Origin of the sequence: Novosphingobium sp. (assembly GCF_027489515.1) — a bacterium.
Taxonomy (GTDB): Bacteria; Pseudomonadota; Alphaproteobacteria; order Sphingomonadales; family Sphingomonadaceae; genus Novosphingobium.
This window is the reverse complement of sequence record NZ_JAIXZS010000085.1, coordinates 1-23,255: the sequence shown is the minus strand read 5'-3', so window position 1 is coordinate 23,255 and position 23,255 is coordinate 1. Positions and strand designations below refer to the sequence as shown.

Genomic DNA, 23,255 nt, shown 5'->3' with positions numbered 1-23,255 from the left:
CAGAAATAGAAAACGCGCCGAATCCGAACGGATCGGCTCTCACGCGGCGCCCGCTACCAAAAGAGCCCCCGCAAGGCAAGCAATCTCGTGCAATTGGCGCCCGCCTGCGTTAGGGGCTTGCCCGATGACAACCACCCCGCCTCTGCTTGCCAGCGTTCCGCCCGGCCTTGCTGTCGCCGCCGGCGGCGCGCTCGGCGCGTGGCTGCGCTACCAGACCAGCCGCCTGTTTCTGGCCGTGATCGGGCCCTATGCGGCCACGGCATTTCCCTGGGCCACGCTCACGGTAAACGTGCTGGGCAGCGCTGCGATGGGCCTGCTCGTCGGCTGGCTGGCGCGCCACGGCGCAAGTTCAGGTGGGGGCGGTGAGGCATGGCGCCTGCTGCTCGGCGTCGGCGTGCTGGGCGGCTACACTACCTTTTCCTCCTTTGCGCTTGAGTTCGCTGTCTTCGTCGAACGCGGCCAGCTGGGCCTTGCGATGGGCTATGTGGCGATTTCGCTGGTGGCGGGCTTTGCGGCGATCTTCGGCGGCCTCTGGCTCGCACGGGTGGCGGCATGAGCGGGACCCACAGAGACGGCGGCAACGCGGACGACGTCCGCCAGTTCACCGTCACCAAGGATGATGACGGCGTCCGGCTAGACCGCTGGTTCAAGCGCAATCTTCCTGCGGTGGGTTTCGCCACAGTCTCGCGTTGGGCGCGCACCGGGCAGCTGCGCGTCGATGGCAAGCGCGCCGATGTCGATACGCGGCTCGAGAAGGGCCAGGTCCTGCGCGTGCCGCCAGCCGGTTCTGCGCCCGCCGGGATCAAGGGTACGAAGCCCAAGCAGCCGCTGACCGAAGACCAGATCGCACTCGCCGAAAGCATGATCCTCACGCAGGACCGCGCCGCGATCGTGCTGAACAAACCGCCGGGCCTTGCGACGCAAGGGGGCAGCGGCACGCACGAGCATGTCGATGGCCTCCTCGACGCCTATGCGGACGAGAAGGGTCCGCGCCCGCGTCTCGTCCACCGGCTCGACAAGGATACCTCGGGCGTCCTGCTCATCGCCCGCACACCGGGCAGCGCGGCGTTCTTCTCGAAGCGCTTTTCCGGGCGGACCGCCCGCAAGATTTACTGGGCGCTGATCACTGGCGTGCCCGATATCAAGGACGGGTTGATCGAACTCCCCCTCGCCAAGCAGCCCGGCACCGGCGGCGAGAAGATGATGGTCGACGAGACCGAGCATGGCCAGTCCGCCCGTACACGCTACCGCGTGATCGGCCGCGCGGGCAATGCTGCGTGCTGGGTGGAACTGCAGCCGCTGACGGGGCGCACCCACCAGCTGCGCGTGCATATGGCCGCGATCGGGCACCCGATCGTCGGCGACGGCAAGTACGGCGGGCAGGCCGCATTCCTCACCGGCTCGATCAGCCGCAAGATGCACCTCCACGCACGCCGCCTGCGGATCGAGCATCCGGAGGGCGACCTGCTCGATGTCACTGCGCCGCTGCCCGAACACTTCGCGGCAAGCCTGGTGCAGCTAGGCTTTGAGGAAGCGGATGGCGATCTGCCGCTGGAGCCGGTCAAGCTGATCCCCGACAAGGTGATCGAAAAGCGAGCCGCCAAGGCTCATGCCAAGGAATACCGCAAGGAACGCCGCGGCGAGCGGCGCAAGCGTATCGATGCCCCGCCGAGCGGCCGCGCCGCGCCGAAGCCGCGCGCTGGCGTCAAGAAAGGCCCCGGCAGCAAGGCGCCGACCGGCACCGCGCTCGCCCGTGCTTCGGCAGGCCGCGCGTCGGCCGAACGCAATGCGGCTGAGCGCAGTGCCAATGGCGGCAAGCCGGTGCGCCGCGCGCCGGCGGCAGGAAAGACCGGTGGCGGCTCTTCAAGTGGCGGCACTTCGGGTGGCGGTAGCCCCCCGGCAGGTAAAACGCCGCGCCGCAGCCCGAGGGCCTGATGCATCCGAACCCCGCTTTCCGCACCGATGACCGGATGCTGTTTTCCGCGCTGATCGCGGAAGCCGGCTTCGGCATGGTGTTCTTGGGCACGCCAGATGGCCCGCGCGTCGCCCACGTACCGCTGCTGCTGACGGACGCGGGAACGCTGCGCTTCCACCTCGCGCTCGGCAATGCACTCACCCGCCATCTCGATGGGGCGCGGGCGCTCGCCGTGGTCAACGGGCCGGACGGCTACATTTCGGCGCGCTGGTACAGTGATCCCGATCAGGTGCCGACCTGGAACTACCTCGCGCTCGAAATGGAAGGCCCTGTCCGGCGCATGGACCGCGAAGGCCTCCTCGCGCTGCTGGAAGATGTCTCTGCCCACCACGAGGCACGCGTCAGCGAGGGCACGCCATGGATGATGGACAAGATGGCCCGGACCAAGCGCGACCGCATGATGGACATGATCGTCGGCTTCGAGCTGACCGTCGAGGCCTGGCGGCCCACGGTGAAGCTGTCGCAGAACAAGTCCGCCGAAGAACGCGCGCGGGTGATCGAGGGGCTGAAAGGTGAAGGCAAGCTCGCCCTCGCCGCGCTGATGGAGCAGCTGGCGAAATGACGATCAAGCTCGCCATCTTCGATTGCGACGGCACGCTCGTCGACAGCCAGGCCGATATCTGCGCCGCGATGGATGCAGCCTTCGCCGCCGCTGGCCTCACCCCGCCTGATCGCAACGCCACGCGCCGCGTCGTCGGCCTTTCGCTGCCCGAGGCCATGCGCCGCCTGCGGCCCGAAGGCACCGGCGAGGATCACGCCCTGCTTGCGCAGCTCTATCGCGACGCCTTTCGCGAACGCCGTATGGCGGGACAGGTGGCCGAACCGCTTTACGATGGTATCGCCGGGCTGATCGAAGAACTTGCAGGCGCCGGATGGCTGCTCGGCGTCGCCACCGGCAAAAGCGATCGCGGCCTCATCCATTGCCTCGAGACGCACGGCCTCACCGGGCACTTCATCACGCTGCAGACGGCGGACCGTCATCCCTCCAAACCGCACCCGAGCATGATCGAGGCCTGCCTTGCCGAAAGCGGCGCGGCGGCCAGCGAGACAGCCATGATCGGCGATACCGCATTTGATATGGCGATGGCCGTCAACGCCGGGGTCCGCGCGATAGGTGTAGACTGGGGCTATCACCACCCGCGCGAACTGGTCGAGGCCGGGGCCGAGGCAGTGGCCGGATCAATTGCCGAACTGCGTCTGCTGCTGAAGGGCATGGAATGAACGAGACGACGGACAAGGATCCGGCCGCCGCGCGCTTTGCGGTGCTGCAACTCGTGCGGCTTTCAGGCGCTCTGCTCGCCTTTGCGGGCGTGCTGATCATTTCCGGCAAGGTCAGCTGGCTGCCGAAATTGCCCGAGGCCGCGGGTTATGTGTTGATCGGCGTGGGCCTCGTCGATTTCTTCGCGGCGCCCATGCTCCTCGCGCGGCGCTGGAAAAGCCGCCCGTGAAGCGGTTCTACAAGGCCGTCACCGTTGCCGTCGAAGGCACGGGGTTCCGGGTCATGCTCGATGGCCGGCCCCTGCGCACAGTCGGTGGACGCGCGCAGATCGTGCCGAGCGCTCCGCTGGCCGAGGCGCTCGCCGCGGAATGGTCCGGACAAGGCGAAGAGATCGATCCGGCACGCTTCGTCTTCCGCGATCTCGCCGATTACGCAATCGATGTGGTAGTCCCCGGCAAGTCTGCGGTCGTCGACGAGTTGATCCCATACGCCGAGACCGACACGCTTTGCTACCGCGCCGAGCCCGATGAAGCGCTCGGCATTCGGCAGCGCGCCATATGGGACCCGCTGCTGGCAGCGGCGGAGGAACGCTGGCAGGCGCGCTTCGTGCGGGTCGCCGGGATCATGCACCGCCCGCAGCCCGATGAAACGCTGGCCCGCCTGCGCGAAGACCTCGAAAGCCGTGACGGCTTCACGCTGGCGGCGGTTAAGACCACCGCCTCGCTCGCAGCCTCACTGGTACTCGGACTGATGGCGGTCGAACCCGGTGCGGACTTGGACGCGCTGTGGGATGCGGCGAACCTCGAGGAAGACTGGCAGGCCGAGCTCTGGGGCAAGGACGAAGAAGCCCAGGCCCGCCGCGCCCGGCGCCACGCCGCTTTTGCCGCCGCCGCCCGCTTCGCGGTGCTGGCGCGGGGCTGAACGGAGCGCCTACCCCACCCAGTCGGCGATTTCGCCCGCGATCTTGTTCGCCGCCTGATTGAGCGCCGGACCGATTTCCTCCGGTTCGGGATCGATGCCACGCACGATGCTTTCAAAGCGACGCGTCTCGATCCGGCCGCCGGGCAGCCACTTCATCGCCTCGAAGCGCACGACGGCAGAGCGCGTCGGTGCATCGAAGCCCATTGCGAGCAGCTGTCCGCCGATGCGCGTGCCAGTGGTGGCGCGGTCGGTCTCGACGACCAGCCCCTTCCCGCGCGCCCGCAGCGTATCGGCAAGGAGGTGCTGGAACGCCCGGCTCGGCCGTTCGATCCACTGCGTGCCCTTGATATAAGCGACATTGGCCGCATCGATCTGCACCGGCACGCGCAGGACCGAGACGGATGCCGCGGCTGCCGGCTCGAGCACCACCGTCGCCTCGCCCAGCGTTCCGCTGCTGGTGGCGCCTGCCGCCGGCGCCACGTCAGAGGTCAGGCTGAGCAGTGTCCCCGGCGGCTTGGCGCCGATCCGCACGCAGCCGGAAAGGACGGCGAGCATAACACACGTTGCAGCAAAGGTTCGGGTCATGCGGGCGCTCATGGCTTGTAATCCGGCAGTTTGGGGCTCCCAACGACACTGCTGATGCCGCGGTCGCCGATCTGGTCGGTCATCGCGCGGATCGAGCGCGAGGTGGCCTCGATATCGCGCAGTGTGGCCTCGAAAGCCGGCAGCGTGCGCTCGTTGAACTGCTTCGCGGCGGGCTTGGTCTCGTCCATCGTCGCCTGCAGCGCATCCGCTGCCGCCTGCGCCGACTTGAGCGTTGCGCGCAGCTGCTTGGCCAGGCCGTTCGCCGGATCGTTGATCGAGGCGTCGGTCGAGTTCGCCAGCCGGTCCACCGTCGCCAGCGTGTTCGTCGCCTGCTGCAGGGTGAGCTGCAACTCGGCCAGCGATTTCTTCACATCGGGCGAGGCGCTGGCCAAGTTGCCGGTCAGCTGGTCGGTATGCGCGAGGATATTGGCAAAGGCCTTCTGGTTCTGGTCAGACAGCACCATTGTCAGCCGCTCGGTCAGCGTCGCCAATCGCTCGAGCAGCAGCGGCGTGGTCGAGAGAATTTCGCCGAGGCCGCTGCGCTTGGTCGGGATCACCGGCGCGCCCGCGGGCCCTGGCTCATTGATCGGCGGCGCGCCCTTGATCGCACCGGCCAGCTGGATCGTCGAGACGCCAGTGAAGCTGCCCTGCAGGCTCGCGGTCGTCCCCTGGAGGATCGGCACCTTGCGATCGACCTTGATCCGCACGCGCACGAAGCTCGGGTCCTTTTCCCAGAGCGTGATCTCTTTGACCTGCCCGACCGGCACGCCGGAATAGGACACTTCCGAACCCTTGGCGACGCCATCGACCGACTGCTTGAAGAAGATATCGAAGTCGTTCTGCTCATGCTGGCTCAGCCGCGCGATCCAGATCAGCAGCGCGGCCAGCCCTGCCATGAGCAGCAGGGTGACGATGCCCACCCAGATATGATTGGCGCGCGTTTCCATCGGCTATCCCTATGCCTGATCACCAGCAGTGCCAAGGGCACCGCTGTGCTTGTTTGCCGCGCCCGCACCGATGCCAAGGGCATCGCTGCGTTCGCTTGCGGCCAGTGCGGCGCGGCCGCGTGGGCCATTGAAGTAGGATTTGATCCACGGATGATCGGTCGCGATCAGCTCCGGAATTGTGCCCACTGCGATCACCCGCTTGTCGGCGATCACCGCTACCCGGTCGCATATCTCGTAAAGCGTATCGAGATCGTGGGTGATGAGGAACACGGTGAGGCCCAGCGTCTGCTGCAGGCTGCGGATCAGCTGATCAAACGCCGCCGCGCCGATGGGATCGAGACCCGCGGTCGGCTCATCGAGAAACAGCAATTCCGGATCGAGCGCCAGCGCGCGCGCCAGCCCCGCGCGCTTCTTCATGCCGCCCGAAAGCTCGCTCGGATACTTGCCCGTCGCTTCCGCTGGGAGACCCGAAAGCAGCACCTTGTAGCGTGCGATCTCGTGCCGCAGCGCATCGGTGATCTCCGGGTAAAACTCGCGCAGCGGGACCTCGACATTTTCCGCTACCGTCAGCGTGGAGAACAGAGCGCCGCCCTGGAACAGGATGCCCCAGCGGCAGCGGATATCGATATCGTCATCATCGCGCGCATCGGTGATCGGGCTGCCAAGCACCTCGATCGATCCCGCCTCGGGAATCTGCAGCCCGATGATCGAGCGCATCAGCACTGATTTGCCCGTTCCCGATCCGCCGACGACGCCGAGGATCTCACCTCTCCGTACATCGAGATCGAGGTTCTCGTGGATCACATGATCGCCAAACGCGTTCTTGAGGCCCCGCACGCGGATCGGGAACTGGTCAGCCTCGCTCCCCGGCGGAGGCGGCACGGCGCAAGCAGTGAGAAGACCGTCCTCGCTCATCCCCAGCCCACTTCGGAAAAGAACACCGCGAAGAAGGCATCAAGCACGATCACCATGAAGATCGCCATGACCACCGCCGCTGTCGTACGCGTGCCGACTTCCTCGGCATCGCTTTTCACCTGCAACCCCTGAAAGCAGCCCGATGTGGCGACAATCAGGCCGAAAACCGGCCCCTTGATCAGGCCCACCCACACATCGTGCAACGGCACGACTTCCTGAATGCGCGCGAGGAACGTGAAGAAGGGAATGCCGAGCGTCAGCGCCGAAAGCGCCGCGCCGCCGATGATCCCGATCGCCGCCGAATAGATGCCCAGCAGCGGCATCATCAGCATCGTCGCCAGCAGGCGCGGGATCACCAGCGCCTCGATCGGGGAGACGCCGATGGTGCGCATCGCGTCGATTTCCTCGGTCAGCTTCATCGTGCCAAGCTGCGCGGCAAAGGCTGAGCCCGAGCGGCCGGCGACCATGATCGCGGTCATCAGGATGCCGAGTTCGCGCAAGGAAAGCCGCCCAACGAGGTTCACCGTATAGATCTCGGCGCCGAACTGCCGCAGCTGCACCGCGCCCTGCTGCGCGATGACGATGCCGACGAGGAAGCTCATCAGGCCAATGATGGCGAGCGCATTGACCCCCATCAGCTCCATCTGGTGCACCAGCGCGCGCAGGCGGAAGCGGCCCGGATGGCGCAGCAGGGTGCCGCTGGCCAGCACGATCTGGCCGAGGAAGCCGAGCACCAGCAGCATCCCCTGCCCCAGCCCGCTCACCACCTGGCCGACATGATCGGGTACGCGCAGCAGCAGCGGCAGTCGGTGTCCTGCAACCGGCGACGTGTTGTCGTCCACCGCGCTGATCGCCGCGATCAGCCGCTCCGCCTCGGGCGAGGCGCCGGTGATCGGCGCGCCGAGCCGTTGCGACAGGCTCCAGGCGGTCCACGCGCCCACCGTGTCGATGCGGCTCGCATGGCTGAGGTCGATGGCCGCAAACGGCCCTTCCAGCGCGCGCAGGCGCTGATCGATAAAGCCAAGCGCGGAAACGGTCATCGGGCCGGAAAACACCAGCGTTGTCGCCCCGTCGGCGCCCTGCTCGGTCGAAAAATCGGCTGATGCCCGCATGGTAGAGGCTACATGCGGGAAATCGGCCCCAGCCGCAAGCGCGCCGCAACCCCGCGAACGCTTGCAGCGCCGCCGCTGCGATGGCAAGGCCGCGCATCATGACCGACACGACCATTGCCGAAGCCAGCGAGGCTGGAACCCTCGCCAAGACGTTCGAGCCTGCCGGGCTCGAGGCCAAGTGGTATGCCCACTGGGAAGCGAATGGCCTGTTCCGGCCCGAGCGCCCCGATGCCGCGCCCTTCACCATCGTGAACCCGCCGCCGAACGTAACCGGCAGCCTCCACATCGGCCACGCCCTCGACAACACGCTGCAGGACGTGGTCATCCGCTACGAGCGGCTGCGCGGCAAGGACGCGTTGTGGGTGGTCGGCATGGACCACGCCGGCATTGCCACGCAGATGGTGGTCGAACGGCAGATGGAAGCGCGGCAGGACAAGCGCACCAACTACACGCGCGAGCAGTTCGTGGAGAAGGTGTGGCAGTGGAAGGCGGAAAGCGGCGGTTCCATTACCGGTCAGCTGCGCCGGCTCGGCTGCTCGATGGACTGGAGCCGCGAGCAGTTCACGATGGACCCTCACTTCACCAGGGCGGTGGTGAAGGTCTTCGTCGACCTCTACAATCAGGGTCTGATCTACCGCGACAAGCGGCTGGTGAACTGGGACCCCAAGCTCAAGACCGCGATTTCGGACCTCGAGGTGGAAACGCGCGAGGTGAAAGGTTCGTTCTGGCGCTTCAAGTACCCGCTGGCGGACGGCGCGGTGCGTGCGGATGGGCTGGACTATATCGAAGTCGCCACCACGCGGCCCGAGACGATGCTGGCCGATATGCTCGTCGCGGTGAACGCCGATGACGAGCGCTACAAGGCGGTGATCGGCCAGTATGTCGTGCAGCCGCTGACCGGGCGGCGCCTGCAGATCGTGGCCGACGAACACGCCGATCCGGAGCTGGGTTCAGGCGCGGTGAAGATCACACCGGGCCACGATTTCAACGACTTCGAAGTGGGCCGCCGCGCCGGGATCAAGGCGGGCGACATGCTCAACATGTTCGATGCCGAGGCGAAGGTGGTGCAGACCGCCGATGGCCTCGTGCCCGCAAAGTACGTGGGGCTCGATCGCTTCGATGCGCGTGCTGCCATCGTGGAGGATATGAAGGCTGCGGGCATGCTGATCCCGCACGCAGTGAAGGACAAGGAGGGCAACGAAACTCTCCTCGATGCCGAACCGCGCACGATCCAGACCCCGTTCGGCGACCGCGGCGGCGTGGTGATCGAGCCGTGGCTGACCGACCAGTGGTACGTCGATGCCGAAAAGCTCGCCGTCGCGCCGATGGAAGCGGTGCGTTCGGGCGCAATCGAGATCGTGCCGAAGACGTGGGAGAAGACGTTTTTCAACTGGATGGAAAACATCCAGCCGTGGTGCGTTTCCCGCCAGCTGTGGTGGGGGCATCGGATTCCGGCTTGGTATGGCTCGGACGGCCAGTGCTACGTGGCCGAAACCGAAGAGGAAGCGCAGGCCAAGGCGGGCGCGGGCGTAACGCTTTCGCGGGATGAAGACGTCCTCGACACCTGGTTCTCATCTGCGCTCTGGCCCTTCGCCACGCTCGGCTGGCCGGAGGCGGACGCACCGCTGCTCAAGAAGCACTACCCCAACGACCTGCTGATTTCCGGCTTCGACATCCTGTTCTTCTGGGATGCGCGGATGGCGATGCAGGGCATTCACTTCATGAAGGAAGTGCCGTGGAAGCGGCTCTATCTGCATGGGCTGGTGCGCGCGGCTGACGGGCAGAAGATGTCCAAGTCCAAGGGCAACGTGGTTGATCCGCTGGGCCTGATCGACAAGTACGGCGCGGATGCGCTGCGCTTCTTCATGTGCGCCATGGAAAGCCAGGGTCGCGACGTGAAGATGGATGAGCGGCGCGTCGAGGGCTATCGCAACTTCGCGACCAAGCTGTGGAACGCCGCGCGCTTCTGCATGGCGAACGGGATTACCGGCAGCACCAGCGTGGCCGCCCCTGTCGCGACCAGCGCGGTCAACCGCTGGATCATCGGCGAAGTGGTCGAAACAGTCGCCGCGCTGGATCAGGCCATGGCCGACTTGCGCTTCGATGCCGCCGCCAATGCGATCTACCACTTCGTGTGGGACCAGTTCTGCGACTGGTACATCGAACTGATCAAGGGTTCGTTCGACGACGAGACCCGCGCTGTTGCGGGCTGGGTGCTCGATCAGATCCTCGTCATGCTGCACCCCTTCATGCCCTTCGTGACCGAAGAGCTGTGGCATGCGCTCGGCGAGCGGTCCGCGGAGCTGATCGTGGCGGATTGGCCTGCCCCGAAGGCGAGTGTCGATCCTGCCGCGAAGGCCGAAGTCGAATGGCTGATCGCGCTGGTTTCCAACTTGCGCGGCGCCAAGAACGAGCTGGGCATCGCGCCGGGCGCGCGGCTCGAAGCCTATCTGCCCGAGCCGAGCGCCGCGACGCGCGCGATCATCGAGAGCAATCCCGCTGCAATTGAGCGTTTGGCCCGGCTTAGCGCGATCCACTTCGCCCCGGCCCCGGCAGGCGCCGCCATGCAGATCGGTGCGGGCGATGCCAGCCTCATTGTGCCGCTCGAAGGCGTGATCGACATCGCTGCCGAAAAGGCCCGCCTCGAGAAGGCGCTCGCTGCCTCCGAGAAGGAAGCCAAATCGCTCGAGGGCCGCATCTCTAACCCCGCATTTGCCGAGAAGGCCAAGCCCGAAGCGGTCGAAAAGGCCCGCGCCGACCACGCCCACCACCGCGCCGAGGCGACCCGCCTCGCTGCCGCACTGGCGCGCCTCGGATGAGCCTGACGCTCGCAACCACTACACCCGGCGAGCCGGAAATCTTCCCCTCGCTGCAGGGCGAAGGCCCCTCGGCGGGGCGGCCATGCGTGTTCGTGCGCCTCTCGCGCTGCAACCTCGCCTGCCGCTGGTGCGACACGGCCTATACCTGGCGCTTTACCGGCGATATCCGCCCGCACCGCGACGATGTGACGTTCGAGCGCAGCGAAAACCAGATCACGCTCGAAGTGCGTGAAGTGGCCATGCGCATCCTCGCGCTTCGGCCCACCCGCCTTGTTATCACGGGCGGCGAACCACTGCTGCAGGCGCCCGCGCTGGCCAAGCTGATCCCGATGCTCAAGGAGGCGGTCCCCGCGCTCGAAGTCGAGATCGAGACCAACGGCAGCGTCCCGCCGCCGCATGCGATTACCCAGCTGGTCGATCAGTTCAACGTCAGCCCCAAGCTCTCGCATTCGGGCAACGCGGAAGGCCTCGCTCTCGTGCCCGAACTGCTGCGGGATTGGGTGGCAAGCCCCAAGGCGTGGTTCAAGTTCGTCGTGGCGGAAATGGATGACCTGATCGAGGTTGCCGAGCTGCAGGCGCTCTACCACATCCCGCCTGAGCGGCTGTTCGTGATGCCCGAAGGCACCCAAAGCGAGACCTTGCGCGAACGGTCAAAGTGGCTCGCCGGTGCGGCTCTGACGCATGGCTGGCGCTTTACCGACCGGCTGCATATCCACCTTTACGGCGATACGCGCGGCACCTGATCAGAACGGGATATCGTCGTCGAGATCGTCGCTGAAGCCGCCGCCACCGCCGCCGCCCTGATTCCAGCCGCCGCCCGACGAGGCGCCACCAGAACGGCCACCGCCGCCAGCTGCGCCGCCCTCGTTCCAGCCGCCGCCCGAACGCTGGCCGCCACCGCCGCCCATGCCGCCGCCACCCGAACCACCTTGCGGGCCATCAAGCATCGTCAGCGAACCGCCAACCCCGACCGAAATCTCGGTCGTGTAGCGGTCGTTGCCAGACTGGTCCTGCCACTTGCGGGTGCGCAGGCTGCCTTCGATATAGACCTTGCTGCCCTTCTTCAGATAGCGCTCGGCAACGCCGACCAGCCCGTCCGACTGCAGCACGACGGAATGCCACTCGGTCCGCTCCTTGCGTTCGCCGGTGGCCTTGTCCTTCCACTGCTCGCTGGTCGCAATGCGCAGGTTGGCGATGCGCCCGCCGTTCTGGAAGCTCTTCACCTCGGGGTCCTGCCCGAGATTGCCGATCAGAATGACCTTGTTGACGCTGCCTGCCATTGATTCGCGATCCTGTACCGTGTGAAGCCAAGGCCTAGCCCGTGGCGCAGTGCAGAGCGAGTCTGACTGCCTCCATTTCCCACACCTAACCCAGCCCGCAAGCCACCGCGATCCAGTAGGTGATGCCCGCCGCCGCATAGGCAAGGGCGAACAGGTAGGCGAGCATGAAGGCGGGCCAGGTCCAGCCGTTGGTCTCACGCCGGGTCACCGCGATGGTCGACATGCATTGCGGCGCAAACACGAACCACGCGAGGAAGGCGAGCGCGGTGGCAAGGCTCCAGTGCGACTTGAGCTGATCGCCCAGCGCGCGTCCTTGCGCGGCATCGTCGCTCTGGCCCACCGCATAGGTCGTCGCGAGCGCGCTGACGGCGACTTCGCGTGCGGCCATCGCAGGGATCAGCGCCAGCGCGATATCGCGGTTGAAGCCGATCGGCTCGATCACCACGGCAAGGCCATTGGCGATGTGGCCGGCAACCGAGGCATTGACCTGATCCTGCGGGTTTTCCGCGCGGGGCAGGTTCAGCAGCAGCCAGAGCACCACGGTCACGCTCAGGATCATCGTCCCGGCGCGGCGCAGGAAGACATAGGCGCGCTGCCACAGCCCGAGCGCGAGGTCTTTGATTGTCGGCAGCTGGTACTTGGGCATTTCCATGATGAAGCCCGAAGCCGCGCCCTTGGTCACCGTCCGCCGCAGCAGCAGCGCCGCGCCCATCGCGCCGAGCACGCCAAGTACATAGAGCCCGAACAGCACGAGGCCCTGCTGGCCCACGCCCGGAAGGACCTGCCGGTTGGGCACGAAGGCGGCGATGATGACGGTGTAAACCGGCAGGCGCGCCGAGCAGGTCATCAGGGGGGCGATCAGGATCGTGGTCAGCCGGTCCTTGGGATCGGTGATGCTGCGCGTCGCCATGATCCCGGGCACTGCGCAGGCGAAGCTGGAGAGCAGCGGGATGAAACTGCGCCCGGAAAGGCCCACGCCCGCCATGGCGCGGTCCATCAGGAAGGCCGCGCGGGCCATGTAGCCGGTCGCTTCCATCGTCAGGATGAAGAAGAACAGGATCAGGATCTGCGGCAGAAACACCACCACCGCGCCGACGCCCGCGATCACCCCGTCGGTGAGGAAATCGCGCAGGAGCGAGGCGGGCAAGGCCGCACGCACTCCGTCTCCAAGCGCGGAAGCGGCGCCGTCGAGCGTATCCTGCAGCGGTGTGGCCCAGCTGAACACGGCCTGGAACACCACGAAGAGCAGCGCGAGAAGGATCGGGGGGCCCAGCCAGGGGTGCAGCAACACCCGGTCGAGCTGCGCATGGATGCGGTGCTGCGCAGTTTCCGAAAGGATCGCCCCGCGCGCAATCTGGCGGGCCAGCATGCGCCGCTCGGGCGCGGTGACGTGCGGACGATGCACCGGTTCGGCGTCCATCGGCCGGTCGCGCAGCGCCGCAACCGCTGCGATCAGTTCCGCAAGCCCGCGCCGCCGCACCGCCACGGTCGGGAACACGGGGACGCCCAGCGCCGAAGACAGTGCAGTGGGATCGATGACCAGCCCGTCGCGCTCGGCAAGGTCCACCATGTTGAGCGCGATAACGACCGGCCGGCCAAGCTCGATGATCTCTTGCGCGAAAACGAGGTGCTGTTCGAGATTCGAAGCATCGAGCACGATCACCAGCACATCGGGCTGCGCCTGCCCGGCCATCCGGCCGAGGATCACGTCGCGGGTGACTTCCTCGTCAGGGCTGGACGGATTGAGGCTGTAGGAACCCGGCAAGTCGACCAGTTCCACCGGCTCGCCGCTCGGCAGCAGCATCCGTCCCGATTTCCGCTCGACCGTCACGCCCGGATAGTTGGCGATCTTCTGACGCGCGCCAGTCAGCGCGTTGAACAGCGCGCTCTTGCCCGCGTTGGGATTGCCGACCAGAGCGGCGACCATGGTCTGCCGGGTCATGCGGTGGCTACCGCCAGCGGCTCGACCTGCATCGCCCGCGCATGGACACGCCGCAGCGCGATGGTCATCCGCCCGATCTCGACGGCGATGGGATCGCGGCCCAGAAACACGCCGCGATAAGCGAGCCGGACTTCAGCGCCTTCCTCGATCCCCAGCGCCTTCAGCCGCTGTGCTTCTTCGGGCACAAGCGCGTCCCAATCCGCGGACAGAATCCGCGCGGACATGCCAAGGGGGAGTTCATCGAGGGTCACAGATCGAGCGCTGCCACAGCGCCCAATTCATTGCAAGTCATTCGCAATAACTGTTTGCGATCACCGCGCCGGATAGCGCAGCCGGCCCAGCAGACGCGTCACGCTGAAAGTCTCTTCCTTCGGCTTGGTGAAGCGGGCCTTGGCCTTTTCGAAGCGCATGATGCCGTCGATCCGGCGGGCGAGGAACGCGCGCGTCTCCTCGCGGTCCTCGCTCTTGTCCTCGGCCATGACCGCGAGCGTCGCCGCGTAGATCGAGCCGAGGATCGCGCGCTTGGTATAGTGGTTGTAATCGGTTGCGGTATCGCCTGCGAGCCGCCACATCGCATCCGCGCTGCGCCAGGCGAGCTTCGTAGCGGCAGGGACGTTCCAGGGCTTGGCCATCTCGATCAGCGCACCACGCAGCGCTTCCTCCCGCCCTGCGATCTGATCTAGCCGGAAGGCGACAAGTGCGGTGATCCGCTCGCGCACTTTCATCGTGGCGAGGTGCTCTGCTGGCAGCGCATCGGCCATCGCGCGGTCGATGCTGCCTGCCCAGGCAGTGATCATCGCCATCGCGGCAGAGTGCCCGCCCTCGCCCTGAAATGCGAAGCGGGCGGCGCCGGGATCGATTCCCGCAATCTCGGCCGCCTCGTTCAACGCCGCCTCGGTCCAGCCATCAAACGCGGCCGCTTCGGCGATGTGAGGAGCAAGGAGGAGCCGCAGGTCCTCAAGCGACAGGTCGGCGGTTGCAGTTTCGCTCATGGCGGGTCCGATCAGAACGAGGGACCGTAGGTCTTCTTCTGACCTGCGGCGGCGCCCTTGGCCGAGTTGGCAATCTCGTTGGCGACTGCGCTGTCCTTGCCATCCAGCATCGCATAATCGCGCGCGGAACGGCCCGAATTGTCCGGCCGATCAGCATTGGCGCCCGCTTTGAGCAGCACGCGCACCATGGCAAGGTCGCGCCGATGCACCGCGGTGATCAGCGGCGTCTCGCCGGTGTTGTTGGGCTCATCCACCTTGGCGCCCGCGCTGATGAGATAATCGACGCCCTCGATGAAGCCGAGATTGGAGGCGAGCACCAGCGGTGTGGTGCCCTTGGCATCCCGCACATTCACATTGGCTCCGCGCGAGACGAGGAACTGCATCCAGGTGAGATCGCGCCGCGCCGTCACGATATGCAGCCCGCTTTCGCCGGTGCTGACATCGCGCGTGTTGACGATCTGGGTGCCCGGCTCGTTGAGCGCGTCGGTAACCTTCTGGCCGTCCTTCTTGCGTACGGCCTCGAGAAACTTGTAGCTTTCCGAAAACTGGGCGTACGCCGGCACCGCAGCGCCCAGCACACCCAGCAGCGCGGCTGCGGCGGCCCCTGCGCGAAACACGCGTGCGATCACCGTCCTGTCCCTTATCACGTCTGCCCCGTCCTTCTCGATAAAGCGCGCATTCTGCCCGTCTTGTGACAGACTCGCCCCTTGCAAGGCGCTGGTTAGCAGAGCATGAACCGCCGCGCCATGGACCCCAAAAGACCTATTCGTTTCCGCCTCCGCGCTGCCCTTGCCGCCACGGCGCTTCTGCTGCTTGCCGCATGCGGCGCCGGCAGCGAACCACCACCGCTTGAAGGCGCGGCGATTGGCGGGGACTTCACGCTCGTCGACAAGACCGGCAAGACGGTGCACGCCGCCGATTTCAAGGGCCGCTACACCACGCTCTATTTCGGCTACTCGTTCTGCCCCGATGTCTGCCCGCTCGATGTGCAGGTGCTGATGCAGGGCTATCACAAGTTTGCCAAGGCGCACCCCGATCTTGCTGCCAAAGTCGTCCCGCTGTTCATCACGATCGACCCGGCGCGCGACAAGCCCGAAGTGGTCGGCCAGTTCGCCGCGCATTTCGGCAAGGAACTGATCGGCCTCACCGGCACCGACGCCCAGATCGCGCAGATCGCCAAGTCCTATGCGGTCTATTACAAGAAGGGTCAGGGCACCGATCCCAAGAACTATCTGATGGACCACAGCCGCGCCGCCTACCTGATGGGCCCGGAAGGCCAGCCGATTGCCCTGCTTCCGGTCGACAAGGATGCGAACGCGGTGGCGGCAGAGTTCGCCAAATGGGTGCATTGAAGCCCTGATGCCCGGCACGCTGCCCTCTCAAGGCCGTTTCTGGGACAAGCCGATCGAGGCGCTGAACCGCGACGAATGGGAAGCGCTGTGCGACGGTTGCGGCAAGTGCTGCCTCCACAAGCTGGAAGACGAGGACACCGGCGAGGTTCACCACACCAATGTCGCTTGCCGTCTGCTTGATCTCTCGACCGGGCGCTGCTCCGATTATCGCCACCGCAAGGCGATGGTGCCGGATTGCCTGCGCCTCACACCACGGCTGGTGCGCGAGGTGCCCTGGCTCCCGTCCACATGTGCCTACCGCCTGCGCGCCGACGGCAAGCCGCTTCCGGCCTGGCACTACCTCGAGTGCGGCGACCGCGAGGAAGTGCGCCGCGCCGGCCATTCGGTGATTGGCAAGGCCATCAGCGAAGTGCTCGCGGGACCGCTCGAAGAGCATATCGTGCCGGACGACCTTGGGCGCGGAGGACGGACGTGATCCCGCTCCCGCGCATGCTGGCTCGTGGCCGCAAGCAGGATGCGCTGCCCGCCGCGCCCCGGATGCTGTCGGTGGGAGACCGCGAGCTCCCAGTGATCGTCCGCCGCCTGCGCACCGCGCGCCGCATCACCCTGCGGCTTGCCCCCGATGGCAGTGAGGCGCGCATATCAATGCCCGAATGGGGCCGGACCGCCGATGCCCTGCGCTTTGCCGAACAGCGGCGCGATTGGCTCGCCGCGCAGCTCGAGCGCATTCCGGCGCCGGTGCGGATCGAGCCTGGCGCGTCGCTCACCTTCCGGGGCGAGCCCGTGCGCATCGAATGGCGCGAAGGCGCCGCTCGCAGGCCCTCGCTCCAGCCCGGCGTGCTTGTCATTGGCGGCCTACGCGACGGGATCGAAGGCAGGCTGCGGCGCTGGCTGGAAGCCGAGGCACTGCGGCTCGCCGGTGAAGACCTCGCGCATTATTGCGCCCGCGCTAGCCAGCCGGTTCCGAAACTGGCGCTTTCACGCGCCCTGCGCCGTTGGGGAAGCTGTAGCAGCCGCGGCGTCATCCGCATCAACTGGCGCCTCGTGATGGCGCCCGATTTCGTGCGCCGCTCGGTCGTTGCGCATGAAGTCGCGCATATGACCCACTTCGATCACAGCCCCGCCTTCCACGCGCATCTTGCCGCGCTTTACGAAGCGCCTATCGAGACGGCGAACCGCTGGCTGAAGGCCGAAGGCCGCAGCCTCTACCATCTCTTTGGTTGAACCTCTGCGGAGTCTTCCGACACTGTTGGAACACCGTCCCTTTCGTCCCATTCCATCCGGCACCACTGGCGCACCGGCGCACCACGCTCTATCTAGGCTGTCATGAAAGAGTTTTTCCGCAACGTCTCCCCGGTGCGCGCAGCCAAGGATCTCTGGCAGATCCTCGGCGCACCGAGCGAGTTCCGCCTGCGCTCGCTGGCGCTAGCGGTGCTGGTCACACTCGGGATCTTCTCGGTGATGTGGCAGCAGGGCGGCCGCGGCCTGCCCCGCCCGCCCGAGGTGATCTATTTCGAAAGCTGGCGCGCCGATCGTAGCGATGCCGAGATCATGGCCGGCAATATCGAAGCAACGAAAAAGGCCCGCGCCGAGGCTGCAGCGGAGCAGGCCCGCGCCGACGATGTGCGCAAGATGTACAAGGCCGTGGGCGCTGCCACCGGGCTCGATACCGAAGCGATGGACCGCCAGGCCCGCGCCGAGCGGGAAGCGCAGATCCGCACAGAACAAGCGCGTAACAAGGCGCTACTTGACCGGCTGGTGGTGAAGCCCACCGCCAGTGCTGCCCCGTCGGCTGCCAAGGCCCCCTGAGCCCGGTGGCCTTCAGCGATGCCGATTGGCTGGAGGCTGCCGCAGCCCTCGCGGCGCGCGGCCGCCCGCTTAGCCGGCCCAATCCTGCCGTCGGTGCGCTGATCGTTGCTGATGGCCGCGTCATCGGGCGCGGCTGGACGCGTGCAGGCGGGCGCCCCCATGCCGAAGCCGAAGCGCTGGCGCAGGCAGGCGCTGCCGCGCGCGGCGCCACCGCCTATGTCACGCTTGAACCTTGCGCGCACGAGAGCCCGCGCGGTCCGGCTTGCGCGCGCAGCTTGCGCGCAGCCGGCCTCGCCCGCGTGGTGATCGGCTGCGAAGATCCTGATCCGCGGACAGCCGGCGCGGGGATCGCGTTGCTCCGCGCCGCCGGGATCGACGCCGCATTGCTCTCCTCCTCAGCTGCCATCCGCTCGCTAGAGGGCTATCTCACCCGCGCCCGTCTCGGCCGCCCCCACACCACGCTCAAGCTTGCCACTTCGCTCGATGGCTGCATCGCCATGGCCGATGGCACCAGCCAGTGGATCACCGGCCCCGAAGCCCGCGCACACGGCCATGCCATGCGCGCCCGCGCCGATGCGATCCTTGTTGGCGGCGAGACCCTGCGCGCCGATGCTCCCAGGCTCGATGTCCGCCTGCCCGGCCTCGAAGCCCGCAGCCCTGCGCGTTGGGTCCTGACGCGCGGTAGCGCGCCGGAAGGCTGGCAGGCCATCGCCGATCCCGCGGCAGCCAGCTTCGGCGGAGCACAATACCTGCTGATCGAAGGCGGGGCGGGCGCTGCCGCCACGTTCCTTGCCGCTGACCGGGTCGACCGCCTGCTGCTCTACCGCGCTCCGATCCTGATCGGTGCGGGCCGACGCGGACTTGGCGATATCGGCCTTGGCTCGCTTGCCGAAGCGCATGGCCGGTGGCAGCTCACCGACCGGCGGCGGCTTGGCAGCGACACACTCGACGTCTACGACCGCATTCGCTGAAGGAGACCGCATTCCCATGTTCACTGGCATCGTCACCGAAGTCGGCCGCATCCGCGCCATTGCCACCAAGGGCGACACGCGCGTGACGATTGCCTGCGCGATGGACCCGGCGAAGATCGCCATTGGCGCCTCGATTGCGTGCTCGGGCGTGTGCCTGACGGTCGTCGATCGCGGCGGGACCGCCGGGGACAGCTGGTTCGCCGTTGATGTCTCGGGCGAGACGATCCGCCGCACCGCGCCCGCGCAGTGGCACGAACATGCCGCGCTCAATCTCGAACCCGCCCTGAAGCTGGGCGACGAACTGGGCGGCCATATTGTCACGGGCCATGTCGATGCCGTGGGCCGTGTCGTCTCGGTCGAGCAGACCGGCGGCTCGTGGCACGTCGTCGTCGCGGCCCCGCCCAAACTTGCGCCGTATATCGCGGCCAAGGGCTCGATCACCGTCGACGGCGTCTCGCTGACCGTCAACGACCTCGCCGATCAGCCCGACGGCGTGTGCCATTTCATGCTCAACATCATTCCGCACACGGCGGAAGTGACCACACTGGGCACGCTCGCGCCCGGCCGCGAGGTCAATCTCGAAATCGACGTGCTGGCGCGATATCTCAAGCGGATGCAAAGCCTGGCAGCGGCTGCCGGCTGACGCATGGCCCCGTTCAGCCGCGAAGCCAAGGTCCCCGCGATCACGCTCGGCTTCTGGCTGATCAAGATCCTCGCCACCACACTCGGCGAGACTGGCGGCGATGCCGTCTCGATGAGCTGGCTGGGCGAGACCACGCCCGATGCCGGTGCCGCCGGGGTCAATGGCTACCTCGCTGGCACGATGATATTCGGCGCGGCGCTTGCCTTGCTCGTCGGGCTCCAGATCCGCGCCCGTCGGTTTGCACCCTGGCTCTACTGGGCGACGATCATCGCCTCGACCACGGCAGGCACCACGCTGGCAGACTTTGCCACGCGCTCGCTCGGGATCGGCTATCCGGGCGGCTCATTGCTGCTGCTGGGCTGCGTGCTCGCCTCGCTGCTCGTCTGGTACCGCAACCTCGGCACCATCGCGGCGGACAGCGTCGCCACCCCTGCTGCCGAGCTTTACTACTGGATCACGATCACGTTCTCGCAGACACTCGGCACTGCGCTGGGGGATTGGGTGGCCGATGCGGGTGCAGGCTATGCCGGCGGCGCGCTGGTGTTCGGCGCCTTGCTCGCGGTCATCGAGCTGCTCGCCTTGCTCACCCGCATCAGTCGGGTCGTGCTGTTCTGGGCCGCGTTCATTCTCACCCGCCCGCTCGGCGCGACCGTGGGCGATTTTCTCGACAAGCCGTTCGGCGCAGGCGGGCTGGAAGTCAGCCGTCTGCTCGCCAGCGCTCTGCTAGCCGGGCTGATCGCGTTGCTGATCCTGATCCTGCCGCAACGCGCAGGCGGGCATCCTCGCGCGGCGACGCGCTGATCAGCCTGCTATGTCGGTCAGCGTGCTGATAAACGTCTCGATATTGCCGGTCGTCAGCCCGGCGATGTTCACGCGGCCCGAACCCGCCATATAGACGCCATGCTTTTCGCGCAGCGCCATGATCTGATCGGCAGACAGCGGCAGCATTGAGAACAAGCCCTTCTGCAGGCCCAGCGGCGCCATGTTGATCGGCCCGATCTGCTGCGCAGCGGCAAGGCGCTCGCGCACTTCGGCCATGCGCGCGCGCATCGCGGTCAGCTCGTCGATCCACTGCGCGGTCAGCGTCGCATCGCCGAGGATCAGACGGACAGCCGCAGCGCCGTGATCGGGCGGCATCGACCAGCTGGCGCGCGCGATCGTCGCGCCGTTCGCCATGGCTTTTGCCAGCGAATCGGCATCGTTCGTCACCGCATAGAACGCGCCGACACGATCGCGATACAGGCCGAAGTTCTTGTCGCAGCTGTAGGCCACCAGCGCTTCCGGCACGGCGGCGAGGACCTTGCGCAGGCCATAAGCATCAGCTTCCATCCCGTCGCCAAGCCCCTGATAGGCAAGGTCGATCAGCGGCAGCACGCCTGAGGCGGCGACCATAGGCGCGATTTCGTCCCACTGCGCCGGCGTGTAATCGACGCCCGTGGGGTTGTGGCAGCAGCCATGGAGCAGCACGACATCGCCGGGCGCGGCATCGGCCAGTGCGGCGCGAAGCGCCTCAAGGTCGGCAGTGCCGTCCGCTGTCATGTGCTTGAAGGTCTTGAGCTCGAGGCCGACGGCCGCGACGATCTGCGCGTGGTTCGGCCAGGAAGGCGTACCCATGATGATCCGCTTGGCACCAGCGCGTGCCGCGACTTCCACTGCAAGGCGCACCGCACCCGTGCCGCCGGGGGCCTGCATGCCCTCGACGCGGCTGCGGTCGAAATCGGCGCCGAACACATAGGGGATCAGCGCATGGACAAAGCCCATGTCGCCCTCGGGCCCGAGATAGGCCTTGGAATCCTGCGTCTCGAGCAGAATACGCTCGGCCGCCTTGATTGCGCCGAACACCGGCGTATCGCCCTCACCGGTGCGATAGACACCCACGCCGAGGTCGATCTTGGTCGGCCGCGGGTCGGCATTGTGGAGCTTGATCAGCGCAAGCAGCGCGTCGGCGGGCTGGGCGTTCAGGGTCTCGAGCATGCGCGCGCCTTTGCCCCCAAACCGCGCCCGGCACAAGACCGCGTTGCGAGCAACGGTTCGCAAGTCTAGACGGGCACCTCGGTTCCGCCCGGAGTTGATCTGGCATGCATGGCGTTCGCCCCCTGATACCAGCCCGCAGCTGTGGTCCCTGCCGTGCCTGCTGCGTGGTCTACGATATCGATGATGCACCGGTGCACAAGAACGCCCAGGTCGCCTGCCCCCATCACACAGGTGCCGGTTGCGGTATCTACGAAACCCGCCCGCAGACATGCCGGACGTTTTTCTGCCAGTGGCGCTATGATCCCATTCTGGCTGAGGAATGGCGGCCTGATCTGTCGGGCGTGGTGGGTACCACCGAGCCCGTCGATGCCGGAGCGGCAAACGGGCACGCCATCACGCTGGTCGTTTTCGGCGACCATGCTGTCATCCTCGATGATGGTTTCGCGATCTATGTGGCAACCATGCTCGACCGCGGCTACGAGGCTTTGCTCAGGATTCCGCGCGGGGTGGGGCGCGTAATGCCGCAAGCGAAGCTCAGCCTGTTCACGGCCGAAGGTTTGAGCGCGGGCGACCTTGGCCTCGTCAAGCAGGGAATCGCTCAAGCTTATCAGGCGCTCATGGCACATCCCGCGCCGCTGGCCGCGGAGCACGGGGCCTAGGTTGCCGGCACCGCCGGGCTAGAACGGCATCCACTTCTGGCTGCGGCTGAACTTCATGTAGCCCGCATTGACCCCGAGCCGAAGCCCCGCCCCGAAGCGCACCGGGATCACCACGACATCACCGCGCCGCAGATAGCTCACATTGAAGCCACCGACGAAATAGGCCTGCCCTTCGCCCGCACCGAAGCGCTTGAACAGGTCTTCGCTGTCATGAAGGTTGTAGACCAGCACGAAAGTGTTCGCCGCGTTGGCCCCAAGGTCGAAGCCCAGCGAAGGCCCCGTCCAGTAGACCGGGCGCTCGCCCTCGATCTTGTGGTGCAGCGTGCCCGAGCCATAGCGCAGCCCGACGACCACAGCGCCGCCGGCCTCGCGTCCTGTGATATAGGCGTTGGGCTGGCCCTGCTTCTTGAGGATATCCTGAATCATCATCGCAAGGCCCTTGGCGCCCTTGCCGAACACCCCTTCGGCCGCACCGATCAGATCATCCTCGCGATAGGTCGTGCCATCGGCCGCCGTGCTGTGCGCCGCTCCGGCAGCCGGGGGAATCGAAGCCATGCCCGGGGCGGGTTCAGCAGTGCCTGCTGCCGGCGAGGAAAACGACGGATCGCCGGTGTTGGTGGTCGCGGCCGACGCTGCCGGTCCGCTCTGCGGCGTAGGCGGCGTGGTGACGGGCGATGCGGGCGCTGCAGGCGGTGCCTGCAGGTCCGCATCGATCGCGGAGTTCGGATCGATCTGTTGAACCTGCGCCTGCGCGTGCGCGCCCAGCGCCAATCCCAGTGCGGCAAGCCCGATTGCGACGCTTCGGCACAGCTTCATTGCGCAATTCCCATTCTGCGGCCCTTCACCGGTTCTACGGCCGGAACCTTGGTCACCCTATCAGGCCCTCATCTCTTCGCCCGGCACAATGAACCGGCGATGAGCCGAGTCGATTTCGCGCCGAGGCGAATCCGCCGAGAGGGGCGAAACATGGTCGAAAACACGCGAAGGAAGCCCCTTGCCGCCCCCCCACTCCCTCGCTATAGCCCGCCCTCGCCGCTGCGATCCGGAGACGTGGGTGAGTGGCTGAAACCAACGGTTTGCTAAACCGTCGTACTGGGATTACCGGTACCGAGGGTTCGAATCCCTCCGTCTCCGCCACTT

At 66.7% G+C, this 23,255-nt stretch carries 27 protein-coding genes and 1 tRNA gene; 17 read left to right on the top strand and 11 right to left on the bottom strand.

Annotated elements, in window-relative coordinates:
- The first annotated feature begins 124 nt into the window (after positions 1-124).
- The 6 genes from Q0082_RS15300 to Q0082_RS15275 are packed head-to-tail and all read left to right on the top strand — an operon-like array spanning position 125 to position 4,115.
- Positions 125-556 (top strand): CrcB family protein, encoded by a 432-nt coding sequence (locus tag Q0082_RS15300; protein WP_298194268.1) that lies wholly within the window; start codon positions 125-127, stop codon positions 554-556.
- Positions 553-1,935, top strand: a complete 1,383-nt coding sequence (locus Q0082_RS15295) for an RluA family pseudouridine synthase (RefSeq protein WP_298194265.1) — start codon at positions 553-555, stop codon at positions 1,933-1,935. Before Q0082_RS15300 ends, Q0082_RS15295 begins: the two co-directional genes overlap by 4 nt.
- Entirely contained in the window at positions 1,935-2,537 is a 603-nt protein-coding gene (locus tag Q0082_RS15290; RefSeq protein WP_298194263.1) for an FMN-binding negative transcriptional regulator, read from the top strand. Before Q0082_RS15295 ends, Q0082_RS15290 begins: the two co-directional genes overlap by 1 nt.
- The gene (locus Q0082_RS15285; protein ID WP_298194260.1) at positions 2,534-3,196 is read left to right on the top strand and encodes an HAD-IA family hydrolase; all 663 of its coding nucleotides are present in this window, start codon (positions 2,534-2,536) and stop codon (positions 3,194-3,196) included. Before Q0082_RS15290 ends, Q0082_RS15285 begins: the two co-directional genes overlap by 4 nt.
- Positions 3,193-3,423 (top strand): hypothetical protein, encoded by a 231-nt coding sequence (locus Q0082_RS15280; RefSeq protein ID WP_298194259.1) that lies wholly within the window; start codon positions 3,193-3,195, stop codon positions 3,421-3,423. The genes Q0082_RS15285 and Q0082_RS15280 overlap by 4 nt, the downstream gene beginning before the upstream one ends.
- Entirely contained in the window at positions 3,420-4,115 is a 696-nt protein-coding gene (locus tag Q0082_RS15275; RefSeq protein ID WP_298194256.1) for an ATP12 family protein, read from the top strand. Before Q0082_RS15280 ends, Q0082_RS15275 begins: the two co-directional genes overlap by 4 nt.
- Before the next feature lie 9 nt (positions 4,116-4,124).
- Here Q0082_RS15275 and Q0082_RS15270 read toward each other — a convergent pair whose 3' ends face one another.
- The 4 genes from Q0082_RS15270 to Q0082_RS15255 are packed head-to-tail and all read right to left on the bottom strand — an operon-like array spanning position 4,125 to position 7,674.
- Positions 4,125-4,700 carry an ABC transporter gene (locus tag Q0082_RS15270; protein WP_298194254.1) on the bottom strand — a complete coding sequence of 192 codons (576 nt, stop codon included), beginning with the start codon at positions 4,698-4,700 and terminating at the stop codon, positions 4,125-4,127.
- 8 nt (positions 4,701-4,708) lie between these two features.
- A complete protein-coding gene (locus Q0082_RS15265) occupies positions 4,709-5,647 on the bottom strand; it encodes an MlaD family protein (protein ID WP_298194252.1) in 939 nt (312 codons plus the stop codon).
- A 9-nt stretch (positions 5,648-5,656) separates the two neighbouring features.
- Complete coding sequence (locus Q0082_RS15260; protein ID WP_298194249.1) at positions 5,657-6,562, bottom strand: ATP-binding cassette domain-containing protein; 906 nt, start codon at positions 6,560-6,562, stop codon at positions 5,657-5,659.
- Positions 6,559-7,674: an ABC transporter permease gene (locus tag Q0082_RS15255; protein WP_298194246.1), complete on the bottom strand. Its 1,116-nt coding sequence runs from the start codon at positions 7,672-7,674 to the stop codon at positions 6,559-6,561. The genes Q0082_RS15260 and Q0082_RS15255 overlap by 4 nt, the downstream gene beginning before the upstream one ends.
- 98 nt (positions 7,675-7,772) lie before the next feature.
- Between Q0082_RS15255 and Q0082_RS15250 the strand changes: the two genes are divergently transcribed.
- Positions 7,773-10,493 (top strand): valine--tRNA ligase, encoded by a 2,721-nt coding sequence (locus Q0082_RS15250; protein WP_298194243.1) that lies wholly within the window; start codon positions 7,773-7,775, stop codon positions 10,491-10,493.
- The gene (locus tag Q0082_RS15245; protein WP_298194240.1) at positions 10,490-11,236 is read left to right on the top strand and encodes a 7-carboxy-7-deazaguanine synthase QueE; all 747 of its coding nucleotides are present in this window, start codon (positions 10,490-10,492) and stop codon (positions 11,234-11,236) included. Before Q0082_RS15250 ends, Q0082_RS15245 begins: the two co-directional genes overlap by 4 nt.
- Here the strand turns inward: Q0082_RS15245 and ssb are convergent, their stop codons facing one another.
- The 5 genes from ssb to Q0082_RS15220 form a co-directional block, all read right to left on the bottom strand.
- A complete protein-coding gene (gene ssb, locus Q0082_RS15240; protein WP_298194237.1) occupies positions 11,237-11,773 on the bottom strand; it encodes a single-stranded DNA-binding protein in 537 nt (178 codons plus the stop codon).
- Between the two features lie 85 nt (positions 11,774-11,858).
- On the bottom strand, positions 11,859-13,715 hold the full coding sequence (locus tag Q0082_RS15235; RefSeq protein ID WP_298194236.1) for a ferrous iron transporter B: 1,857 nt from the start codon (positions 13,713-13,715) through the stop codon (positions 11,859-11,861).
- Positions 13,712-13,966, bottom strand: a complete 255-nt coding sequence (locus tag Q0082_RS15230) for a FeoA family protein (RefSeq protein WP_298194233.1) — start codon at positions 13,964-13,966, stop codon at positions 13,712-13,714. The genes Q0082_RS15235 and Q0082_RS15230 overlap by 4 nt, the downstream gene beginning before the upstream one ends.
- 60 nt (positions 13,967-14,026) lie before the next feature.
- On the bottom strand, positions 14,027-14,707 hold the full coding sequence (locus tag Q0082_RS15225) for a COQ9 family protein (protein WP_298194231.1): 681 nt from the start codon (positions 14,705-14,707) through the stop codon (positions 14,027-14,029).
- 11 nt (positions 14,708-14,718) lie between these two features.
- Positions 14,719-15,333: an ankyrin repeat domain-containing protein gene (locus tag Q0082_RS15220; RefSeq protein WP_298194273.1), complete on the bottom strand. Its 615-nt coding sequence runs from the start codon at positions 15,331-15,333 to the stop codon at positions 14,719-14,721.
- Between the two features lie 105 nt (positions 15,334-15,438).
- On the opposite strand from Q0082_RS15220, the gene Q0082_RS15215 reads away from it, so the two are divergent.
- From Q0082_RS15215 to Q0082_RS15185, 7 genes are all read left to right on the top strand, one after another.
- Positions 15,439-16,059: an SCO family protein gene (locus Q0082_RS15215; RefSeq protein ID WP_298194230.1), complete on the top strand. Its 621-nt coding sequence runs from the start codon at positions 15,439-15,441 to the stop codon at positions 16,057-16,059.
- 7 nt (positions 16,060-16,066) lie between these two features.
- Entirely contained in the window at positions 16,067-16,534 is a 468-nt protein-coding gene (locus Q0082_RS15210) for a YcgN family cysteine cluster protein (protein ID WP_298194228.1), read from the top strand.
- Positions 16,531-17,283: a SprT family zinc-dependent metalloprotease gene (locus tag Q0082_RS15205; RefSeq protein WP_366522571.1), complete on the top strand. Its 753-nt coding sequence runs from the start codon at positions 16,531-16,533 to the stop codon at positions 17,281-17,283. Before Q0082_RS15210 ends, Q0082_RS15205 begins: the two co-directional genes overlap by 4 nt.
- 102 nt (positions 17,284-17,385) lie before the next feature.
- Positions 17,386-17,868, top strand: a complete 483-nt coding sequence (locus Q0082_RS15200) for a hypothetical protein (RefSeq protein WP_298194227.1) — start codon at positions 17,386-17,388, stop codon at positions 17,866-17,868.
- A complete protein-coding gene (gene ribD, locus Q0082_RS15195) occupies positions 17,865-18,839 on the top strand; it encodes a bifunctional diaminohydroxyphosphoribosylaminopyrimidine deaminase/5-amino-6-(5-phosphoribosylamino)uracil reductase RibD (protein WP_298194269.1) in 975 nt (324 codons plus the stop codon). The genes Q0082_RS15200 and ribD overlap by 4 nt, the downstream gene beginning before the upstream one ends.
- A gap of 16 nt (positions 18,840-18,855) precedes the next feature.
- Complete coding sequence (locus Q0082_RS15190; RefSeq protein WP_298194225.1) at positions 18,856-19,482, top strand: riboflavin synthase; 627 nt, start codon at positions 18,856-18,858, stop codon at positions 19,480-19,482.
- Positions 19,483-19,485: 3 nt separating this feature from the next.
- Positions 19,486-20,283, top strand: a complete 798-nt coding sequence (locus Q0082_RS15185) for a hypothetical protein (protein WP_298194223.1) — start codon at positions 19,486-19,488, stop codon at positions 20,281-20,283.
- Here the strand turns inward: Q0082_RS15185 and Q0082_RS15180 are convergent, their stop codons facing one another.
- On the bottom strand, positions 20,284-21,456 hold the full coding sequence (locus Q0082_RS15180; RefSeq protein WP_298194222.1) for an aromatic amino acid transaminase: 1,173 nt from the start codon (positions 21,454-21,456) through the stop codon (positions 20,284-20,286).
- Positions 21,457-21,620: 164 nt separating this feature from the next.
- On the opposite strand from Q0082_RS15180, the gene Q0082_RS15175 reads away from it, so the two are divergent.
- Complete coding sequence (locus Q0082_RS15175; protein WP_298194220.1) at positions 21,621-22,115, top strand: hypothetical protein; 495 nt, start codon at positions 21,621-21,623, stop codon at positions 22,113-22,115.
- 18 nt (positions 22,116-22,133) lie between these two features.
- Here Q0082_RS15175 and Q0082_RS15170 read toward each other — a convergent pair whose 3' ends face one another.
- Positions 22,134-22,931, bottom strand: coding sequence for a DUF1134 domain-containing protein (locus tag Q0082_RS15170; RefSeq protein WP_298194218.1), 798 nt, complete (start codon positions 22,929-22,931; stop codon positions 22,134-22,136).
- A gap of 228 nt (positions 22,932-23,159) precedes the next feature.
- Between Q0082_RS15170 and Q0082_RS15165 the strand changes: the two genes are divergently transcribed.
- Positions 23,160-23,252: transfer RNA gene (locus Q0082_RS15165), tRNA-Ser, on the top strand.
- The last annotated feature ends 3 nt before the right edge of the window (positions 23,253-23,255 follow it).